Consider the following 17,773-nt stretch of genomic DNA (forward strand, 5'->3'; position numbering starts at 1 on the left):
CACCTCATTTCCCGGCCTTCGTCAACGCGCACCAACTTGCCCCCGCGTCCAAAACCCGCTAGGGGCCAATCGTTCTACGCATAAAGGGAAGTCAGATGTCCGCGCCCAAGAAAGTTGTTCTGGCCTATTCCGGTGGCCTTGATACCTCGATCATTCTGAAATGGCTGCAGACCGAGTATGGCTGTGAGGTCGTGACCTTCACCGCCGATCTGGGTCAGGGCGAGGAACTGGAGCCCGCACGCCAAAAGGCCGAATTGCTGGGGATCAAGCCCGAGAACATCTATATCGAGGATATCCGCGAGGAGTTTGTCCGCGATTTCGTCTTCCCGATGTTCCGTGCCAATGCGCAATATGAAGGGCTGTACCTGCTGGGTACCTCGATCGCACGGCCGCTGATCTCGAAACGTCTGGTTGAGATTGCCGAGGCCACTGGTGCTGATGCTGTTGCCCACGGCGCAACCGGCAAGGGCAACGATCAGGTGCGGTTCGAACTGGCGGCTTACGCGCTCAACCCAGACATCAAGGTCATTGCACCGTGGCGCGAATGGGATCTGACCAGCCGCACCAAGCTGCTGGAATTCGCCGAGCAGAACCAAATTCCGATTGCCAAGGACAAACGCGGTGAGGCACCGTTCTCGGTTGATGCAAACCTGCTGCACACCTCATCCGAGGGCAAGGTTCTGGAAGACCCCGCCGATATGGCGCCCGACTATGTCTACCAGCGCACCGTCCACCCCGAAGACGCCCCGAATGAGCCCGAATTCATCGAAATCGGTTTTGAAAAAGGCGACGCCGTCAGCATCAACGGTGAGGCGATGAGCCCAGCTACAATCCTGACCAAGCTGAACGAATATGGCGGCAAGCACGGTATTGGCCGTCTGGACCTGGTCGAAGGCCGGTTCGTGGGCATGAAGTCGCGCGGTATCTATGAGACACCCGGTGGCACCATCCTGCTGGAAGCGCATCGTGGCATTGAATCCATCACCATGGACCGCGGCGCGATGCACCTGAAAGACCAGCTGATGCCGCAATATGCGGAACTCATCTATAACGGTTTCTGGTACAGCCCCGAGCGTGAGATGCTGCAAGCCGCCATCGACAGATCGCAAGAGCATGTCACCGGCACCGTTCGTGTGAAACTGTACAAAGGTCTGGCCTCGACCGTGGGCCGCTGGTCGGATCATTCGCTGTACTCTGAGGCACATGTGACCTTCGAAGAGGATGCAGGTGCGTACGATCAGAAAGATGCGGCAGGCTTTATCCAGCTGAATGCGCTGCGTCTGAAACTGCTGGCTGCGCGCAACAAGCGCCTGTCCAAGTGATCGACGACGACGATACCGACGACGAGCTCGATATGTTCATCGAGGCGCAGGACACGGTTTGGGCCGATGTCCTGCGCGAACTTGAACAGGGGCAGAAAACCAGCCACTGGATGTGGTTCGTGTTTCCCCAACTGGCCGAGCTGGGCCAGTCCCATATGGCGCAGCTTTACGGCATTGAAGGTCTGGACGAGGCGACACGCTATCTGAACCACCCGGAACTGCGCGACCGGCTTAGGCAGGCGGCCTCGCTGATGCTGCTGCACACGGGGCGCGATGCCCGCGACATTCTGGGCGGAATTGACGCGAAAAAGCTGCGGTCTTCGATGACATTGTTTTCATCTGTGGCAGATGCTCCGCCCGAGTTTCGTGCTGTATTGGACGCCTTCTATGGCGGTAAGCCTTGTGACCGGACGGTTCAGATCCTCGGCGCATCGTGATCAGAAGTTCCAGTTGGGTCAGCCTTGCCTGTTCGGCACCTGACGCATTACGCATTCGGAAACCGTGAAAGGACCCCGAATGCTTCAGGACATCGCCGATGGAATTCAAAAAGGGCTGAACGGCAAAAGCTTTGACGGTTCGCTCAAATTCGATTGCGGCGCGGACGGTGTGATTGTTCTGGCGGACAATCAGGCAACGACGCAGGATCGGGACACGGATTGCACAATCCGCATCTCGCAGGAGAACCTGACCAAGCTGTTGACCGGAAAGCTGAACCCGATGACCGGCGTTGCTTTGGGCAAGCTCAAGATCTCGGGCAATATGGGTGTTGCGATGAAGCTGGGGCAACTGCTGGGCTGAGTTTACTGCAAAGCTGGCCTTTGTCCCAGGCCAGCCAGACCGGCGGTCCCGCCCGCGGTGTACCGCCGTTCCCCATCGGGATACCTATCGCGCATGATCCGTCGCAAATGAACGGTGGTTTCGTCCGCCTTTCAAGTGGGCCGTTTACGCGTGATCGCAGACGATAAACTCGTCTCACCAGCGCGTGACATTGCATGACAGGCAATTGCAAGGGGGTCGAACCCGCGTCAATCTCATCTTAAAAGGAGACCTGACATGATGCGGACTGCTTATTTTGAAACCGTCAGACCAGCCCTTCTGTTTACACTGATTGCATTGGCTGCACTGTTGCGCGCGCTGCCCGCCCCGGCTGCAGGAACCGAAACGCTGACGGTGGCTGGCGGGTGTTTCTGGTGCGTGGAATCCGATTTCGAATCCGTGCCCGGCGTAATCGGGGCGGTGTCAGGGTACACCGGTGGCACATCCGCGGATCCGACATATGATCAGGTTTCAAAAGGGGGAACCGGCCACTACGAGGCGGTTCAGATCACGTTCGATCCGGCGCGGGTCTCTCGCGCGTCACTTCTGAACATGTTTTTCCGCTCGGTTGATCCGACAGACGCAGGTGGCCAGTTCTGCGATCGGGGCGACAGCTATCGAACTGCGATATTCGTCTCTAACACAGGCGAAAAGGCGTTGGCAGAACAAGCCATAGCAGACGCACAGCAAGCGCTGGGCCAGACCATTGTCACCCCGGTTCTGAGCGCAGGACCCTTTTACCCCGCCGAGGCGTATCATCAGGATTATTACAAAGGCAACAAACTGGTCCTTACCCGCTTTGGGCCAAAGCGCCAGCACAACGCCTACAAAGCGTATCGCAAAGCCTGTGGTCGTGACGCGCGCGTCAAGCAGCTTTGGGGCGGGGATGCCCCATTTGCAGGGTCCTAGTCAAAGGATGCGTCACGCACTTCTTTCAGATCGGGAATGACATCCGCAGTTCCGTGCCGCATGACCATCAGGGCTGCGGCGCGGTTTGCCTGCAAAATGGCCTGCTCCATTGGCATTCCACGATCCATGCCTGCCAGCACGTAGCCGGTGAAGGTGTCGCCTGCCCCTGTGGTATCCACCGCCCGCACCTTATGCGCGGGAAACTCGACCGGATCGTTGCCCTGCTGCAAGTACCTCGCGCCTTTTGAGCCGAGGGTAACGATGACATGCCGAACGGGCAGATCAGCGATGCTCAGACCGGTTTCCTGACGCAGTTGCTCGGCCTCCACCTCATTCAGGATCAGGAAATCCAGATAGGGCAGAACGCCCTGAACGGCCGGTGCCTGAAACGGGGCCGCGGCATAACAGACGGTCAGGCCAAGCTTGCGCCCCAGCTGCGCCGCTTCGACCTGGGCATTGGTTTCATTCTGCAAAATCAGCAGATCACCGGTGTTTGCCGAGGCCAGCGCCTGCCCCAGATGGGCAGGTTCCAATGCGTGATTGGCCCCGGGATACAGGATAATCAGGTTTTCACCCTCGGCATCCACCGCAATGATGGCGTGGCCCGTGGGAACATCCACCTCAGAGATATGGCGCGTATCCACACCATATTCTGTCAGTCGATCCTTGGCCCAGCGCCCATCGGGCCCCACGGCACCAATGTGACTAACGCGTGATCCCGCACGCGCAGCGGCCACCGACATGTTGGCCCCCTTGCCGCCCAGGAACCGATCCAGCCCGCGGGCGGCCAGAGTTTCCCCCGGCGCAGGCAAATGCGGCAGGTCATAGACCATATCCGCGTTGATCGAGCCGAGATTCCAGATCGTCATGACTTATCCGATGTCGCAAGAGGCCAGAATGGCCATGTTCAGAATATCGTTCGCAGTCGAGACGGTCGAGCAGATCTGGATCGGCTTGTCGATGCCTGACAGGATCGGGCCGATCACGGTCGCTCCGCCCATTTCCTGCATCAGCTTGGTCGAGATTGATGCCGAATGCCGGGCCGGAACGATCAGGATATTCGCCGGACCGGTCAGGCGCGAGAACGGATAGGCTGCTTGCTGTTCGATGTTCAGGGCGACGTCCACCGTCATTTCACCCTCGTATTCAAAGTCGACGCCGCGCCGATCCAGAACAGCCGGGGCACGGTGCATCTTTTCAGCACGTTCTGACACCGGATAGCCAAAGGTTGAGAAGCTGACAAAAGCCACGCGCGGCTCCAGCCCCATATGCCGGGCAACTGCGGCCGAACGCTCGGCAATATTCGCCAGATCGTTTTCGTCGGGCCATTCATGTACCAAAGTGTCGCCAATCAGGACAATCCGGCCCTTATGCAGCAAAGCTGTCACACCGGCAGCACCGTTGGCCGCATCTGCATCAAACACATGGTTGATCCGGTCGAGCACATGCGCGGACTTGCGGGTTGCGCCAGTGACCAGACCATCACCATGCCCGTGGGCCAGCATCAGCGAAGAAAACACATGGCGGTCCCGTGCAGCCAAACGGTGAATGTCTTTGCGGTCAAACCCCTTACGCTGCAGGCGCTGATACAGGAAGTTCGAATAGGTTTCGAGATGCGTGGTATTGGCGGCATTCACGACCTCGATTTCACGCACAGCGTCGCCCAGGCCCGTTGCTTCCAGTTTGGTCTTCACATCGTCCGGCCGACCCACCACAAGTGCCTTGCCGAAACCAGACCGCTGATACATGACCGCTGCGCGCAATACCCGGGGATCGTCGCCCTCGGCGAAAATCATGCGGCTTTGCGCCTGACGCGCACGGGCGTTCAAACCGCGCAGGATACTGGCGGTCGGGTCCATCCGGGATTTCAGGCTCAGCTCATACGCGTCCATATCGATGATCGGACGGCGCGCGGCACCGGTGTCCATCCCCGCCCTTGCAACGGCCGGTGGAATGCGATGGATCAAACGCGGGTCGAATGGGGTGGGGATGATATAGTCCCGCCCAAAGGTCAGCGACTTTCCATAGGCCATGGCGACCTCATCCGGCACATCCTCGCGCGCCAGATTTGCAAGTGCGTGGGCGCAGGCGATCTTCATCTCATCATTGATGGCGCGTGCGTGAATGTCCAGCGCGCCGCGGAACAGGTAGGGGAAGCCCAGAACGTTATTCACCTGGTTTGGGTAATCGCTGCGTCCGGTAGCAACGATCGCATCCACGCGAACCTCGTGCGCTTCTTCCGGAGTAATCTCGGGGTCGGGGTTGGCCATCGCAAAGATGACAGGATTGTCGGCCATGCTGGCAACCATATCCTGCGTGACCGCGCCTTTCACCGAAACACCCAGGAACACATCCGCCCCCTTCATCGCGTCTTCCAATGTGCGCAAGTCGGTCGTGATCGCGTGGGCCGATTTCCACTGGTTCATGCCCTCTGTCCGGCCCTGATAGATCACGCCCTTGGTATCGCAGACAATGCAGTTTTCATGCCGTGCGCCCATTGCCTTGAGCAGTTCGATACAGGCAATCCCCGCGGCACCTGCACCATTCAGAACGATTTTCACGTCCTCGATCTTCTTGCCCGAGATATGCAGCGCGTTCAGCAGGCCCGCAGCACAGATCACGGCCGTGCCGTGCTGGTCATCGTGAAAGACGGGGATGTCCATCTCTTCTTTCAGGCGCTGTTCGATGATGAAACACTCGGGCGCCTTGATGTCTTCCAGATTGATGCCGCCAAAGGTCGGCCCCATCAGGCGCACCGCACGGCAGAATTCATCCGGGTCTTCGGTGTCCAGCTCGATATCGATCGAGTTCACATCGGCGAACCGTTTGAACAGGACCGATTTGCCTTCCATCACCGGCTTCGAGCCCAGCGCACCAAGGTTACCAAGGCCCAGCACTGCCGTTCCGTTCGAGATTACGGCCACGAGGTTGCCCTTGTTGGTATAGTCATAAGCCGTTTCCGGGTTTTCCGCGATGGCCTCGCAGGGAACGGCCACACCCGGACTGTAGGCCAGCGACAGATCACGCTGCGTTGTCATGGGGACGGTGGCCTGCACCTCCCACTTGCCGGGGGTGGGGTCCAGGTGAAAGGCCAATGCCTCTTCTTTGGTGATCTTCGCTTTGGGCATCTTAAATGTCGGTTCCATGACTTCAGGGCTGACGCCTCATAGCGCAGGCGAGCGCGCGCCTCAACGGGAATACTTTTCGCCTTTCGCTGCAGGGGCCGGGTTTGTAAGGTCACGACCGGAAAACGCCAGAAGGGGGCCGCTTTTGTCCACAGTCACGCCAATGATGGCGCAATACCTCGAAATCAAAGAGGCCCACGCGGATGCCCTGCTGTTTTATCGCATGGGTGATTTCTATGAGATGTTCTTCGAGGATGCCGTCAACGCTGCCGAGGCGTTGGACATCGCCCTGACCAAGCGCGGCAAGCACAATGACGAAGACATCCCGATGTGCGGCGTGCCGGTGCATTCGGCCGAAGGATACCTTCTGACCCTGATCCGCAAGGGTTTTCGCGTTGCGGTCTGCGAACAGATGGAAAGCCCGGCTGAAGCAAAGAAACGAGGCTCTAAATCGGTCGTAAAGCGCGATGTCGTGCGACTGGTCACGCCCGGAACACTGACCGAGGACGCATTGCTTGAGGCGCGCCGGCACAACTTTCTGGCTGCCTATGCCGAGGTCCGGGACGAGGCCGCGCTTGCCTGGGCTGATATTTCGACGGGCGCGTTTCACGTGATGCCCCTGACCTCGGTCCGGCTCAGCCCCGAGCTAGCCCGTCTTGCGCCCTCCGAACTGATCGTGGCCGATGGGGCGCAGGAAAAGCTGAACGAAACGCTGCTTGATCTGGGGATTTCACTGACCCCGGTCGGGCGCGCCAGCTTCGACAGCACGGCGGCGGAAAAGCGCATCTGCGGGCTGTTTCACGTGGGTGCCTTGGACGCGTTCGGCAATTTCGGCCGCGCCGAAGTGTCCGCGATGGGCGCGCTGATCGACTATCTGGAGATTACGCAAAAGGGCAAACTGCCCCTGCTGCAAACGCCGCTGAAAGAATCTGAGGATCGGGTCGTTCAGATCGACGCTGCAACGCGCCGCAATCTGGAACTGACCCGCTCGCTGTCCGGCGGACGCGCAGGATCGCTTCTTTCTGTCGTTGACCGGACCGTTACCCCCGGTGGCGCGCGATTGCTGGAACAGCGGCTTTCAAGCCCTTCTCGAAATCTGGATGTGATCCATGCCCGGCTTGACGCAGTCAGTTTCGCCGCTGGTGACAGCCTGATCGCGTCTGATCTGCGCGAAGCCTTGCGCAAAACCCCGGATCTGGACCGCGCCCTGTCGCGTTTGTCATTAGAACGCGGCGGGCCTCGTGACCTGACAGCCATTCGCAATGGCCTGACCCAGGCGGCCACGATTGCCGAAATCTGCACCGGTCAGGATTTACCGGTGTTGCTGGCAACCGCGCTTCAGAACCTTGTTGGTTTCGATGACTTGCTGACCTTGCTGGACGAGGCGTTGGTGGCCGAGCCCCCGCTTCTGACCCGCGACGGAGGCTTTATCGCGCCAGGTTTTGACGCTGAACTGGACGAGGCCCGCACCTTGCGCGACGAAGGCCGGTCCGTCATCGCCGGGTTTCAACGAAATTACGTCGAACACACCGGCATCACCTCGCTGAAAATCAAGCACAACAACGTGCTGGGCTACTTCATCGAAACCACGGCCACCCATGCCGAAAAGATGCTGAACACACCCTTTAGCGAAACCTATATCCATCGCCAGACGACAGCCAATCAGGTGCGGTTTACAACCGTCGAACTGTCCGAGATCGAAACGCGTATCCTGAACGCCGGAAATCTGGCGCTGGAGATTGAAAAGCGGCTCTATCAAAGGCTTTCTGGCGCTATCTTGGACCTCGCTTCCCGATTGAATCAAGCCGCCCGCGGGCTTGCCGAACTGGACGTGACGACCGCCTTGGCTGATCTTGCGCGGGGTGAAAACTGGTGCCGTCCAAGGGTTGATGCCTCTCGCGCATTCAATGTGCAGGGCGGTCGACACCCGGTTGTGGAACACGCCCTCCGGCAGCAAAGCGGCGATGCATTCATTTCCAATGATTGCGATCTGACCGTCGAAAACGGCGCAGCGATATGGTTACTGACGGGTCCGAACATGGCCGGTAAGTCAACCTTTCTGCGCCAGAACGCCCTGATCGCACTGCTTGCCCAAATGGGCAGCTATGTTCCGGCCGAAGAGGCGCATATTGGCGTCGTCAGTCAGCTGTTCAGCCGCGTCGGAGCCTCGGACGATCTGGCGCGGGGGCGGTCGACCTTTATGGTCGAGATGGTCGAAACCGCCGCCATTCTGAATCAGGCCGATGACCGTGCATTGGTGATCCTGGACGAAATCGGTCGCGGTACCGCCACCTATGACGGCCTGTCCATCGCTTGGGCCACATTGGAACACCTGCACGCGGCCAACAAATGTCGCGCATTGTTTGCCACGCATTATCATGAGCTTACTGCTTTGGCCGGTAAACTCGAAGGTGTCGATAACGCCACCGTAGCGGTCAAAGAGTGGGATGGCGAAATCATCTTCCTGCACGAGGTTCACAAGGGCGCGGCTGATCGGTCTTATGGGGTGCAGGTTGCGCAGCTGGCCGGTTTACCTGCTTCTGTCGTCGAACGTGCCCGGGTGGTTCTGGACCAGCTTGAAAAAACCGAACGCGAAGGCGGCAAGCAAAAGGCGCTGATTGACGACCTGCCGCTGTTCTCGGCAGCCGCGCCGCCACCCCCGCCCGCACCGAAAACCTCGCCGGTGACCGAGATGCTGGAGGGTGTCCTGCCCGACGAACTGACCCCGCGCGAGGCGCTGGATCTGATCTACAAATTGAAAGAGGCGGCCAGATCCTGACCGCCCTTCATCTTTTCAAAAATACTCTCGCCGAAGGCTTGGCTTTGAAAAGCCAATCAGCTTGCTGGCGTTGAAGAGACCCCGACCTGAGCCGGACGCAACAGTCGGTCGTGCAGCATGAAACCTTCGGCGGACACCTGGATGATGTCCCCTGCCCGCGTGCCCGGGACCGGGGCCTCGAACATTGCTTCGTGCACATTCGGATCAAACCGGTCACCAACCTGGGGTGTAATCACTTCGATCCCGTGTTTCTGGAACACATCCTTCAGGGCACGCATGGTCAGTTCGACGCCTTCCAGCAGTCCGGCGGCAACCTCTTTCTGCTCGTCGGTCGCGGCCTCAAGCGCGCGCTTCATGTTGTCGTAAACAGGCAGCATATCGCGGGCCAGCTTGGAACCGCCATACTGCTCGGCATCGCGGCGCGCCTTGTCACCGCGTTTGCGCGCGTTCTCGGCGTCGGCAAGCGCGCGCATGAATTTGTCTTTATACTCATCCCGCTCAGCGCGCAGCTCGTCCAGCTCCAACGCCTCGTCACTGATCTCAGTAAACTCCTCGGCCAGCTCTTCCGCTTCTGCCGCCATGATATCGTCCAGAAAATCTTCGTTCTTGGGCTCTGCCATCTCTTACCCTCTAGCTCCGGTCGGATATCAGCTTGCCGACCAGTTGCGCCGTATAATCCACGATCGGCACGATCCGTCCATAATTCAGACGCGTGGGTCCGATGACCCCGACCGCACCGATTATCTTTCGATCAGCGTTCATATATGGAGACACCACCAAAGAGGAACCCGAAAGTGAGAAAAGTTTGTTCTCAGACCCAATAAAAATGCGCACACCCTCGCCGCCTTCCGTCAATTCGAGGAAATCCGCGATGTCGCGCTTGCGCTCCAAATCATCAAACAGGCTGCGAATACGCTCCAATTCTCCGGCCTGACCGGGTTCGTTCAACAGATTCGCCCGCCCCCGCACGATCAAACGGGCCGAGTCGGCTCCGTCTCCGTCCCAGGCCGCCAGCCCACTTTCCACCAGCTCGCGCGCCAGCGCATCTATTTCCTGCTTGCGCGCCTGAATCTGTTTCTGCATCTGACGGCGCACTTCACTGAGCGTGCGCCCCTCGATCAGCGCATTCAGAAAATTCGCAGCCTCGCGCATCGAACTGGGCGTCTGGCCGGGCGGCGGTGTGAACAGGCGGTTTTCAACATGGCCGTCAGAAAAGACCAGCACCACCAAAGCCTTGTCATGCCCTAACGAGACAAACTCGATATGTTTGATTTCGGCTTCATGCTTTGGCGTCAGAACCAGCGACGCACCTTGTGTTACGTGTGACAGAGCTGACCCGACCCGATCCAGCATTCCGCCAACATCACCCGTGTTAGAGCCTAAAGTCTCTTCCAGTTTTTGCTTGTCGTCGACGCCCAGATCGCCAACCTCAAGCAAACCGTCCACGAACATACGCAGTCCTTGCTGCGTCGGTACCCGACCCGCGCTGATATGCGGGCTGTCCAGAAGACCCAGAAACTCAAGGTCCTGCATCACGTTGCGCACGGTTGCGGCACTGACTTTTTCAGACAGGGTACGCGTCAGGGTGCGGCTTCCAACCGGCTCTCCGCTTTCCAGATAACTTTCAACGATCAACCGGAACACCTCGCGCGACCGGTCGTTCATCTCGTCCAGAATTTTGCTCGCTTCACTCATGCGTTTTCCCCTGCTGGTTCATCATTAAATAGCAGGCAAATGAAAGGTCAATCGGGGTTGCATCGTAACGCTGCGGGGCGGTATCCCCAACCCAGCAAACAAAGGATTTCCCATGCGACCCTCTGGAAGAGACTTAAGTGAAATGCGCGCCGTTTCAATTGAAACGGGGTTCACCAAACATGCCGAAGGTTCCTGCCTGATCAAAATGGGCGATACACATGTTCTGTGTACCGCTACGATCGAAGATCGCGTACCCCCTTTCATCAAGGGTTCGGGGCTAGGCTGGGTCACCGCCGAATACGGTATGCTGCCCCGCGCCACCAATACTCGGATGCGGCGTGAAGCGGCCTCGGGCAAGCAAGGCGGGCGTACGGTGGAAATCCAGCGCCTGATTGGTCGCGCCCTGCGCGCCGGCGTCGACCGGGTTGCACTGGGCGAACGTCAGATCACCGTTGATTGCGATGTGATCCAGGCCGATGGCGGCACCCGCTGTGCCTCGATCACCGGCGGCTGGGTTGCGCTGCGACTGGCCGTCAACAAACTGATGAAAGCAGGTGACGTGATTTCAGATCCGCTGGTTGATCCGGTCGCCGCCGTGTCCTGCGGGATCTATGCGGGCCAGCCTGTGCTGGACCTTGACTATCCGGAAGACAGCGAGGCCGGTGTCGACGGCAACTTTATCATGACCGGATCAGGCAAACTGATCGAGGTCCAGATGAGCGCCGAAGGTTCTGTTTTCAGCCGCGCCCAGATGGATCAGCTGGTGGATTTGGCGGAAAAAGGCGTTGCCGAGCTGGCCGCAGCCCAGAAAGCCGCCACCGCATGACCCGTAAGTTTGACAGCGACAGGCTTCTGGTCGCGACCCACAACAAAGGCAAGCTTGAGGAGATGGCGCATCTCCTCGAACCTTTCAGCGTGACGGTTGTGGGTGCGGCGGACATGGACCTGCCCGAACCGGAAGAGACCGAGGACACCTTTGTCGGCAACGCCCGGATCAAGGCCCACGCCGCCGCAAAGGCCACCGGGCTGCCTGCCCTGTCAGACGATTCTGGAATCACCATCGACGCGCTGGACGGCGCGCCGGGTGTTTATACCGCCGATTGGGCCGAAACCGCCAACGGTCGCGACTTCCTGATGGCGATGACCCGCGCCCATTCTGAGCTTGAGGCAAAGAACGCCCCCCATCCCCGCACAGCGCAATTCCGAAGCACACTGGTGCTGGCCTGGCCTGATGGGCATGATGAAGTGTTTGAAGGCATTGCCCCCGGTCATCTGGTCTGGCCCATCCGCGGCGAAGGTGGATTCGGCTATGACCCGATGTTTGTTCCCGAAGGATACGACATTACCTTTGCCGAGATGGATCGCTGGGAAAAGAACAAGATCAGCCATCGCGGTCGCGCGGTTGAGAAGTTCGTGAAAGGCTGCTTTGGCGGATGATTGGCGCAACGGGGGCTTTGGCCTGTACGTGCATTGGCCCTTTTGTGAGGCCAAATGCCCCTATTGCGACTTCAACAGCCATGTTTCCAAGTATATCGATCAAAAACAATGGCTTACCGCCTATCTGAGCGAATTGCGGCGCTCGGCCGTCGAAACCCCGGATCGGGTGCTGAACACGATCTTTTTCGGTGGTGGAACCCCGTCGCTGATGGACCCGGAAACCGTTGCTGCCGTGATTGACACCGCCCGCGCCCTGTGGCGGCCCGCCAATGACATGGAAATCACTCTCGAGGCCAATCCCGGTTCGGTCGAGGCCGGACGGTTCGCGGCCTATCGTGACGCAGGCGTCAACCGGATCTCGATGGGCGTGCAGGCGCTCAACGACGAAGACCTGCGCCGATTGGGGCGAATTCACACTGTGGCCGAGGCACGCGCCGCCTTTGACATCGCCCGTGATTGTTTTGAACGGGTGAGCTTTGACCTGATCTATGCCAGGCAACACCAAACGTTGGACGCTTGGTGGGCCGAGTTGAACGAAGCGCTGTCCATGGCCGTAGATCACCTGTCCCTGTATCAGCTGACAATCGAAGAAGGCACGGCTTTTGGCGATCGTTATGCTGTCGGAAAGCTGCGCGGCTTGCCTGAAGATGACAGTGCGGCCGACATGTACCTTGCAACACAAGAGATTTGCGAGAAACACGGCCTGCCCGCCTATGAGGTGTCCAATCACGCCCGCCCCGGTGCAGAGTCGCAGCACAATCTGGTCTATTGGCGTTACGGAGATTATGTCGGCATTGGTCCCGGTGCCCATGGGCGAATTACTGTGGGTGGTCAAAAACACGCGACCGAGACCCATCTGAACCCGCAGCGTTGGGTTGACGCCGCCGCGAAGGGTGACGGAGAAAAGAAGCGCTATGTCCTTTCGCCTGAAGATCAGGCGAACGAATACCTTATGATGGGTATGAGGATTTCAGAAGGACTAGATATAGATAGGTGGGAGGCTCTGTCAGGCCGTCCACTTCCAGACGAAACCGTGGACCATCTGGTCGGCATTAATATGATTGAACGTGATAACAACAGACTCAGAGCAACACCAGCGGGGCGCGCCGTGCTGAATGCTGTAATCCGGGAATTGATGGGCTAGATATGCAGTATCTTTGGGCGGGGCTGGGATTGCTTTGCGTTGCGATGGCCGCGATTGGGGTTGTTCTGCCTCTTCTTCCAACGGTTCCGTTTTTGTTGCTGGCAGCGTTTTTCTTTGCGCGATCCTCTTCACGGTTGCACAACTGGCTTCTGTCGCACCGGATTTTCGGGCCAATGATACTGGATTGGCAGAGTTCGGGCGCAATACGCCCGGCCGCAAAGAAGGCAGCAACCCTGTCGGTCGCCGCCGTTTTAGGAGTGTCTTTGCTCTTATCCGTTCCGCCCTTCGTGCTGATCCTTCAGGTCATTGTTCTGGGCGGCGTCCTGATATTTATCTGGACGCGCCCTAACGGCTGAGCTTTGCACAAAGATCGTCAAGCTGATCCAGGTTTTCATACGTCAGAACAACCTGACCGGATTCCGTTCCCGCCTTGTGGTTGATCGAGACTTTCATGGCCAAAATAGCGGACAGGTCTTTTTCCAGCGCGCGCGTATCAGCATCTTTTCCGGCATCCAGATTTCTGGATCTGGGAGCAGGTCGTGCAGTGTCGCCCTGCTGCTGTTTCTTGACCAGCGCTTCGGTCGCGCGCACAGACAAACCATCCTTGACGATCAGTTTTGCCATTTCCGAGGGATTTTCCGCCGTAATCAGCGCCCGCGCATGACCAGCCGATAATTTCCCTTCAATTACAAGAGTTTGCACGTCAATTGGCAGAGACAAAAGCCGCAACAGGTTCGCAATATGGCTGCGGCTTTTCCCCAAAGCCTCAGCAAGCTTTTCCTGCGTGTGGCCAAAGCGATCCATCAACTGCCTGTATCCGGCGGCCTCTTCCACCGCGTTCAGATCAGCGCGCTGGATGTTTTCGATGATCGCAACTTCCAGTACCTCGGTATCATCGAATTCGCGCACAATCACAGGGATCTCGTGCAGCTGCGCCATCTGAGCAGCCCGCCACCGGCGTTCACCAGCGACGATTTCGTATTCTCCGACCCCTGTTGGACGTACGATCAAGGGTTGGATGATACCTTTTTCCCGAACCGACGCGGCAAGCTCATCCAATTGTTCGGGCTGAAATGTGCGTCGCGGCTGATTTGGGTTTGCCTTCAGCTTTTCAATCGGAACCTTCAGATCAGGTCTGCGCACGTCAGATGGTACTCGGTTGCCCGCCTCTGGATTAACGTCCGCCATGAGTGCGGATAATCCGCGGCCCAACCCTCTGGATTTCGCTTTCCTGGTGCTCATGTCGGCCTCCTCTCCACCGCTCATGCTGCGGTCTTGTTGTTCTTATGCATGATCTCACGGGCCAGATGCCGATACGCCATCGCACCAAGTGATCCCGAGTCATACTGCAATACCGGCAGCGCATAGGATGGTGCCTCGCTGACCCGCACATTCCTGGGTATCTTTGTTTTAAAAACCATCTCGCCCAAATTGTCACGCGCATCCTTTTCGACCTGGCGGGACAAGTTGTTGCGGTTGTCATACATGGTCAACACAACACCTTCGATTCTCAGGTCTGGATTCGCGGTTTGCCGAACCTCCCGAATTGTCAGCATCAATTGCGAAAGACCCTCCAGCGCAAAGAACTCACTTTGCAGCGGCACTAGGACAGAATGGGCGGCAACCATCGCGTTTACCGTCAAGAGGTTCAGTGACGGCGGGCAATCAATCAGGATGAAATCCAGCTCAAACGCGTCCACCGCCGTCTGACGCAGCGCATCATGCAAAAGATAGCTGCGTTTTTCGTTGGAAATCAGCTCGATATCCGCCGAGCTCAGGTCAACCGTTGCAGGGACAACCAAAAGGTTCTCGATCTCCGTCTCTTGAACCACTGCCTCCAAAGGCGCGTCGTCCAGAATGAGGTCATAAGTGGTCCAATCCCGATCTTCGACCCCTAATCCGGTGGATGCGTTCCCTTGTGGATCGAGGTCAACCACCAATACCCTGCAACCAGCTTCGGCCAGTCCTGCCGCCAGGTTGATCGCTGTGGTTGTTTTCCCTACTCCGCCCTTCTGATTGGCAACCGCAATTATCCGGGGTCCGGACGGTCGAGACAGATCAACCACGTGATACTCCTTTGATCTTAAGGATAACGGCCTGAGGTTCAGTTAAACTTGTAATGGCCTCAGCATCGAATTTCCATTCCTCACGCGCTTCTTCCAGCTCTTTTTTCCAGTTTGCACCTTTGGGCAACAGCGCGGTCCCGTTTTCACCTAAATGCCTGTCACAAAACGATAACAATATACGCAAATCCGCCAGCGCGCGCGCCGAAACGATGTTTGCGCCGAGGGGTTCAACCACCTCAATCCGCTTGGAAATCACTTTACACGACACGCCACATTCACGGGCAACGTTGCGCAGAAATGCCGATTTTCGCTGGTCGCTTTCCACAAGAGAGAAACTGGCAGCCGGAACTTCCTCGGCCGCAATAATGGCGCACACCATTCCGGGGAACCCGCCGCCACTGCCAAGGTCCACCCAGGTTTCAAACGATTCAGCGCATCGAAAAACCTGGACAGAATCCAGAATATGTCGGTCCCAGATGAATTCCAGACTATTGCGCGAAACAAGATTTATCCTGGGGTTCCAGCGGTTCACCAGATCAACATAGATTTTCAGACGCTCAAATGTTTCACGTGAAACATTCAAGCCATCAAACTTGGAATAATCGACCGTCATGCCTGGCGTGCTCGTTGATCCCGGCGCAATTTCGCCAGAACAAGGGTCAGGGCAGCCGGAGTAACCCCCTCGACACGGCTTGCTTGCGCTATGTTCGACGGCTTGACCTGCGACAGTTTTTGCTTCATCTCAGAAGACAGCCCGTCCAAGCCAAAATAGTCAAACTCACGTGGGATAACATAGGATTCATCCCGCTTCATGGCCTCAACATCGCGCTTTTGCCGATCGATATAGTTTGCGTAAAGCGCGTCGCGTTCGATTTGAAGCCGGATCGCCACGTCTACATCTTGTAGATCAGGTATCAGAGGGAACAAGTCCTCGAAGGATGTATCCGGAAATGCCAGAATCGCCATTCCATCTCGGCGGTTTCCATCCTGGTTGACGTTGATCCCTGCCGAAAGAACTTCCTTGGGTGTGTATGTGCGTGCCGTCAACTTGGATTTCGCCGCATCAAGCTGGCTCATTTTCTTTTCAAAATGTGCCTGTCGCTTCTCTCCGACACAACCAAGTTCCAACCCAATCGGTGTCAACCGTTGATCGGCATTGTCTGCGCGCAAAGACAGACGGAATTCAGCTCTGGAGGTAAACATTCGATAGGGCTCTGCCACACCACGGGTCGTCAGGTCGTCTATCATCACGCCGATATAGCTGTCTGATCTAGTGAAAATGACCGGTTCGCGGCCCAGTACATCCAGCGCCGCATTGAGGCCGGCGACCATCCCTTGTGCTGCGGCTTCCTCATATCCTGTGGTTCCGTTGATCTGCCCTGCCAGATATAGTCCCGGAACGTCGGGTAGCGACAAGGACGCGGTTAAGATACGAGGGTCCACATAATCATATTCAATCGCATAGCCCGGTTGCAGAATATTTGCCTTTTCAAGCCCTTTGATCGACCGAACATATTCCAACTGCACGTCCTGAGGCAGTGACGTTGAAATACCGTTGGGATAAATCGTGTGGTCATTAACGCCTTCGGGTTCAAGAAAAACCTGATGCGAATCCTTATCTGCAAAGCGCACAATCTTGTCTTCGATCGAAGGGCAATATCTTGGACCTATGCCGTCGATATGGCCACCATACATCGCCGATTTTGAGAGGTTTGCTTCGATGATCTCATGCGTCTTTGCATTGGTGTGTGTAATACCGCAGGAAATCTGAGGCGCGACAACCGATGTTGACAGGAAAGAAAACAAGGTCGGGTCCTCATCCCCGTCTTGTTTTTCCAAACCCGACCAGTTGATCGTACGCCCATCCAGACGCGGCGGTGTGCCGGTTTTCAAGCGCCCCAGCGGAAGGTTATAGCTATCCAACCTCTCGGCCAGTTTTATTGACGGGCGATCTCCCATTCGCCCACCAGCCCGTGACACGTCGCCGATATGGATGACGCCGCGCAGGAAGGTTCCGGAGGTCAGAACAACGGCTTTGGCGTAAATTTCCGACCCATCTCCGAGCACGACACCGGCGACACGGTGTCCATCCATCAGAAAATCTACAACCTCCCCAACGATAACGGACAGGTTTTCCTGATTGCTGATTTCGTTTTGCATCGCCGCCCGGTACAAGGCGCGATCAGCCTGCGTTCTGGGACCCTGAACAGCCGGACCTTTTCGCCGGTTTAACAGTCGAAACTGAATACCAGCCTGGTCAGCGACACGGCCCATTACACCATCTAGCGCGTCAATCTCTCGTACCAGATGTCCCTTCCCCAACCCGCCGATGGCCGGGTTGCAGGACATGACCCCGATATCGGTCGCGGATAATGTCACCAAAGCGGTTTTCGCACCCATCCTGGCAGCGGCGTGCGCAGCCTCCGTACCGGCATGACCAGCCCCAACCACGATGACATCAATGTTTGAATGTTTCACGT

General features: G+C 57.5%; 17 protein-coding genes. 9 read left to right on the forward strand and 8 right to left on the reverse strand.

What is annotated here, in order from left to right:
• Nucleotides 1-95: 95 nt before the first annotated feature.
• From ACR0CE_RS09015 to msrA, 4 genes are all read left to right on the forward strand, one after another.
• Nucleotides 96-1,322, forward strand: coding sequence for an argininosuccinate synthase (locus ACR0CE_RS09015; RefSeq protein ID WP_480482512.1), 1,227 nt, complete (start codon nucleotides 96-98; stop codon nucleotides 1,320-1,322).
• A 32-nt stretch (nucleotides 1,323-1,354) separates the two neighbouring features.
• Entirely contained in the window at nucleotides 1,355-1,759 is a 405-nt protein-coding gene (locus ACR0CE_RS09020) for a DUF1810 domain-containing protein (RefSeq protein ID WP_480506947.1), read from the forward strand.
• Nucleotides 1,760-1,838: 79 nt separating this feature from the next.
• Nucleotides 1,839-2,120, forward strand: a complete 282-nt coding sequence (locus tag ACR0CE_RS09025; RefSeq protein ID WP_480482514.1) for an SCP2 sterol-binding domain-containing protein — start codon at nucleotides 1,839-1,841, stop codon at nucleotides 2,118-2,120.
• A 255-nt stretch (nucleotides 2,121-2,375) separates the two neighbouring features.
• On the forward strand, nucleotides 2,376-3,047 hold the full coding sequence (gene msrA, locus ACR0CE_RS09030; RefSeq protein WP_480587018.1) for a peptide-methionine (S)-S-oxide reductase MsrA: 672 nt from the start codon (nucleotides 2,376-2,378) through the stop codon (nucleotides 3,045-3,047).
• Here the strand turns inward: msrA and ACR0CE_RS09035 are convergent.
• Together ACR0CE_RS09035 and ACR0CE_RS09040 are read right to left on the reverse strand one after the other, a co-directional pair.
• A complete protein-coding gene (locus tag ACR0CE_RS09035) occupies nucleotides 3,044-3,916 on the reverse strand; it encodes a ribokinase (protein WP_480832019.1) in 873 nt (290 codons plus the stop codon). The two genes, msrA and ACR0CE_RS09035, sit on opposite strands and share 4 nt — an antisense overlap.
• 3 nt (nucleotides 3,917-3,919) lie before the next feature.
• The gene (locus ACR0CE_RS09040) at nucleotides 3,920-6,175 is read right to left on the reverse strand and encodes an NADP-dependent malic enzyme (RefSeq protein WP_267363735.1); all 2,256 of its coding nucleotides are present in this window, start codon (nucleotides 6,173-6,175) and stop codon (nucleotides 3,920-3,922) included.
• Between the two features lie 160 nt (nucleotides 6,176-6,335).
• On the opposite strand from ACR0CE_RS09040, the gene mutS reads away from it, so the two are divergent.
• Nucleotides 6,336-8,951 (forward strand): DNA mismatch repair protein MutS, encoded by a 2,616-nt coding sequence (mutS, locus tag ACR0CE_RS09045; RefSeq protein ID WP_480832158.1) that lies wholly within the window; start codon nucleotides 6,336-6,338, stop codon nucleotides 8,949-8,951.
• A 56-nt stretch (nucleotides 8,952-9,007) separates the two neighbouring features.
• Here mutS and ACR0CE_RS09050 read toward each other — a convergent pair whose 3' ends face one another.
• The gene (locus tag ACR0CE_RS09050) at nucleotides 9,008-9,571 is read right to left on the reverse strand and encodes a nucleotide exchange factor GrpE (RefSeq protein WP_480482518.1); all 564 of its coding nucleotides are present in this window, start codon (nucleotides 9,569-9,571) and stop codon (nucleotides 9,008-9,010) included.
• Nucleotides 9,572-9,581: 10 nt separating this feature from the next.
• Nucleotides 9,582-10,646 carry a heat-inducible transcriptional repressor HrcA gene (gene hrcA / locus ACR0CE_RS09055; RefSeq protein WP_209506888.1) on the reverse strand — a complete coding sequence of 355 codons (1,065 nt, stop codon included), beginning with the start codon at nucleotides 10,644-10,646 and terminating at the stop codon, nucleotides 9,582-9,584.
• A gap of 112 nt (nucleotides 10,647-10,758) precedes the next feature.
• Here hrcA and rph point away from each other — a divergent pair, with 112 nt between their 5' ends.
• From rph to ACR0CE_RS09075, 4 genes are read left to right on the forward strand one after another with little or no spacing between them, the layout of a single operon-like run.
• Nucleotides 10,759-11,472 (forward strand): ribonuclease PH, encoded by a 714-nt coding sequence (rph, locus tag ACR0CE_RS09060; RefSeq protein WP_267363729.1) that lies wholly within the window; start codon nucleotides 10,759-10,761, stop codon nucleotides 11,470-11,472.
• Complete coding sequence (gene rdgB / locus ACR0CE_RS09065; protein ID WP_480832022.1) at nucleotides 11,469-12,083, forward strand: RdgB/HAM1 family non-canonical purine NTP pyrophosphatase; 615 nt, start codon at nucleotides 11,469-11,471, stop codon at nucleotides 12,081-12,083. The genes rph and rdgB overlap by 4 nt, the downstream gene beginning before the upstream one ends.
• The gene (hemW, locus tag ACR0CE_RS09070) at nucleotides 12,073-13,227 is read left to right on the forward strand and encodes a radical SAM family heme chaperone HemW (RefSeq protein WP_480832024.1); all 1,155 of its coding nucleotides are present in this window, start codon (nucleotides 12,073-12,075) and stop codon (nucleotides 13,225-13,227) included. Before rdgB ends, hemW begins: the two co-directional genes overlap by 11 nt.
• Before the next feature lie 2 nt (nucleotides 13,228-13,229).
• Complete coding sequence (locus ACR0CE_RS09075) at nucleotides 13,230-13,583, forward strand: YbaN family protein (protein ID WP_480482526.1); 354 nt, start codon at nucleotides 13,230-13,232, stop codon at nucleotides 13,581-13,583.
• Here the strand turns inward: ACR0CE_RS09075 and ACR0CE_RS09080 are convergent.
• From ACR0CE_RS09080 to mnmG, 4 genes are read right to left on the reverse strand one after another with little or no spacing between them, the layout of a single operon-like run.
• Nucleotides 13,573-14,469 (reverse strand): ParB/RepB/Spo0J family partition protein, encoded by an 897-nt coding sequence (locus ACR0CE_RS09080; protein ID WP_480832026.1) that lies wholly within the window; start codon nucleotides 14,467-14,469, stop codon nucleotides 13,573-13,575. The genes ACR0CE_RS09075 and ACR0CE_RS09080 overlap by 11 nt on opposite strands.
• A 20-nt stretch (nucleotides 14,470-14,489) precedes the next feature.
• Nucleotides 14,490-15,293 (reverse strand): ParA family protein, encoded by an 804-nt coding sequence (locus ACR0CE_RS09085; protein ID WP_209506882.1) that lies wholly within the window; start codon nucleotides 15,291-15,293, stop codon nucleotides 14,490-14,492.
• Nucleotides 15,286-15,906 carry a 16S rRNA (guanine(527)-N(7))-methyltransferase RsmG gene (gene rsmG, locus ACR0CE_RS09090; RefSeq protein WP_480832027.1) on the reverse strand — a complete coding sequence of 207 codons (621 nt, stop codon included), beginning with the start codon at nucleotides 15,904-15,906 and terminating at the stop codon, nucleotides 15,286-15,288. The genes ACR0CE_RS09085 and rsmG overlap by 8 nt, the downstream gene beginning before the upstream one ends.
• Nucleotides 15,903-17,771, reverse strand: a complete 1,869-nt coding sequence (mnmG, locus tag ACR0CE_RS09095) for a tRNA uridine-5-carboxymethylaminomethyl(34) synthesis enzyme MnmG (RefSeq protein ID WP_480832029.1) — start codon at nucleotides 17,769-17,771, stop codon at nucleotides 15,903-15,905. The genes rsmG and mnmG overlap by 4 nt, the downstream gene beginning before the upstream one ends.
• Nucleotides 17,772-17,773 lie beyond the last annotated feature (2 nt).

Source organism: Ruegeria sp. L11, assembly GCF_056531755.1.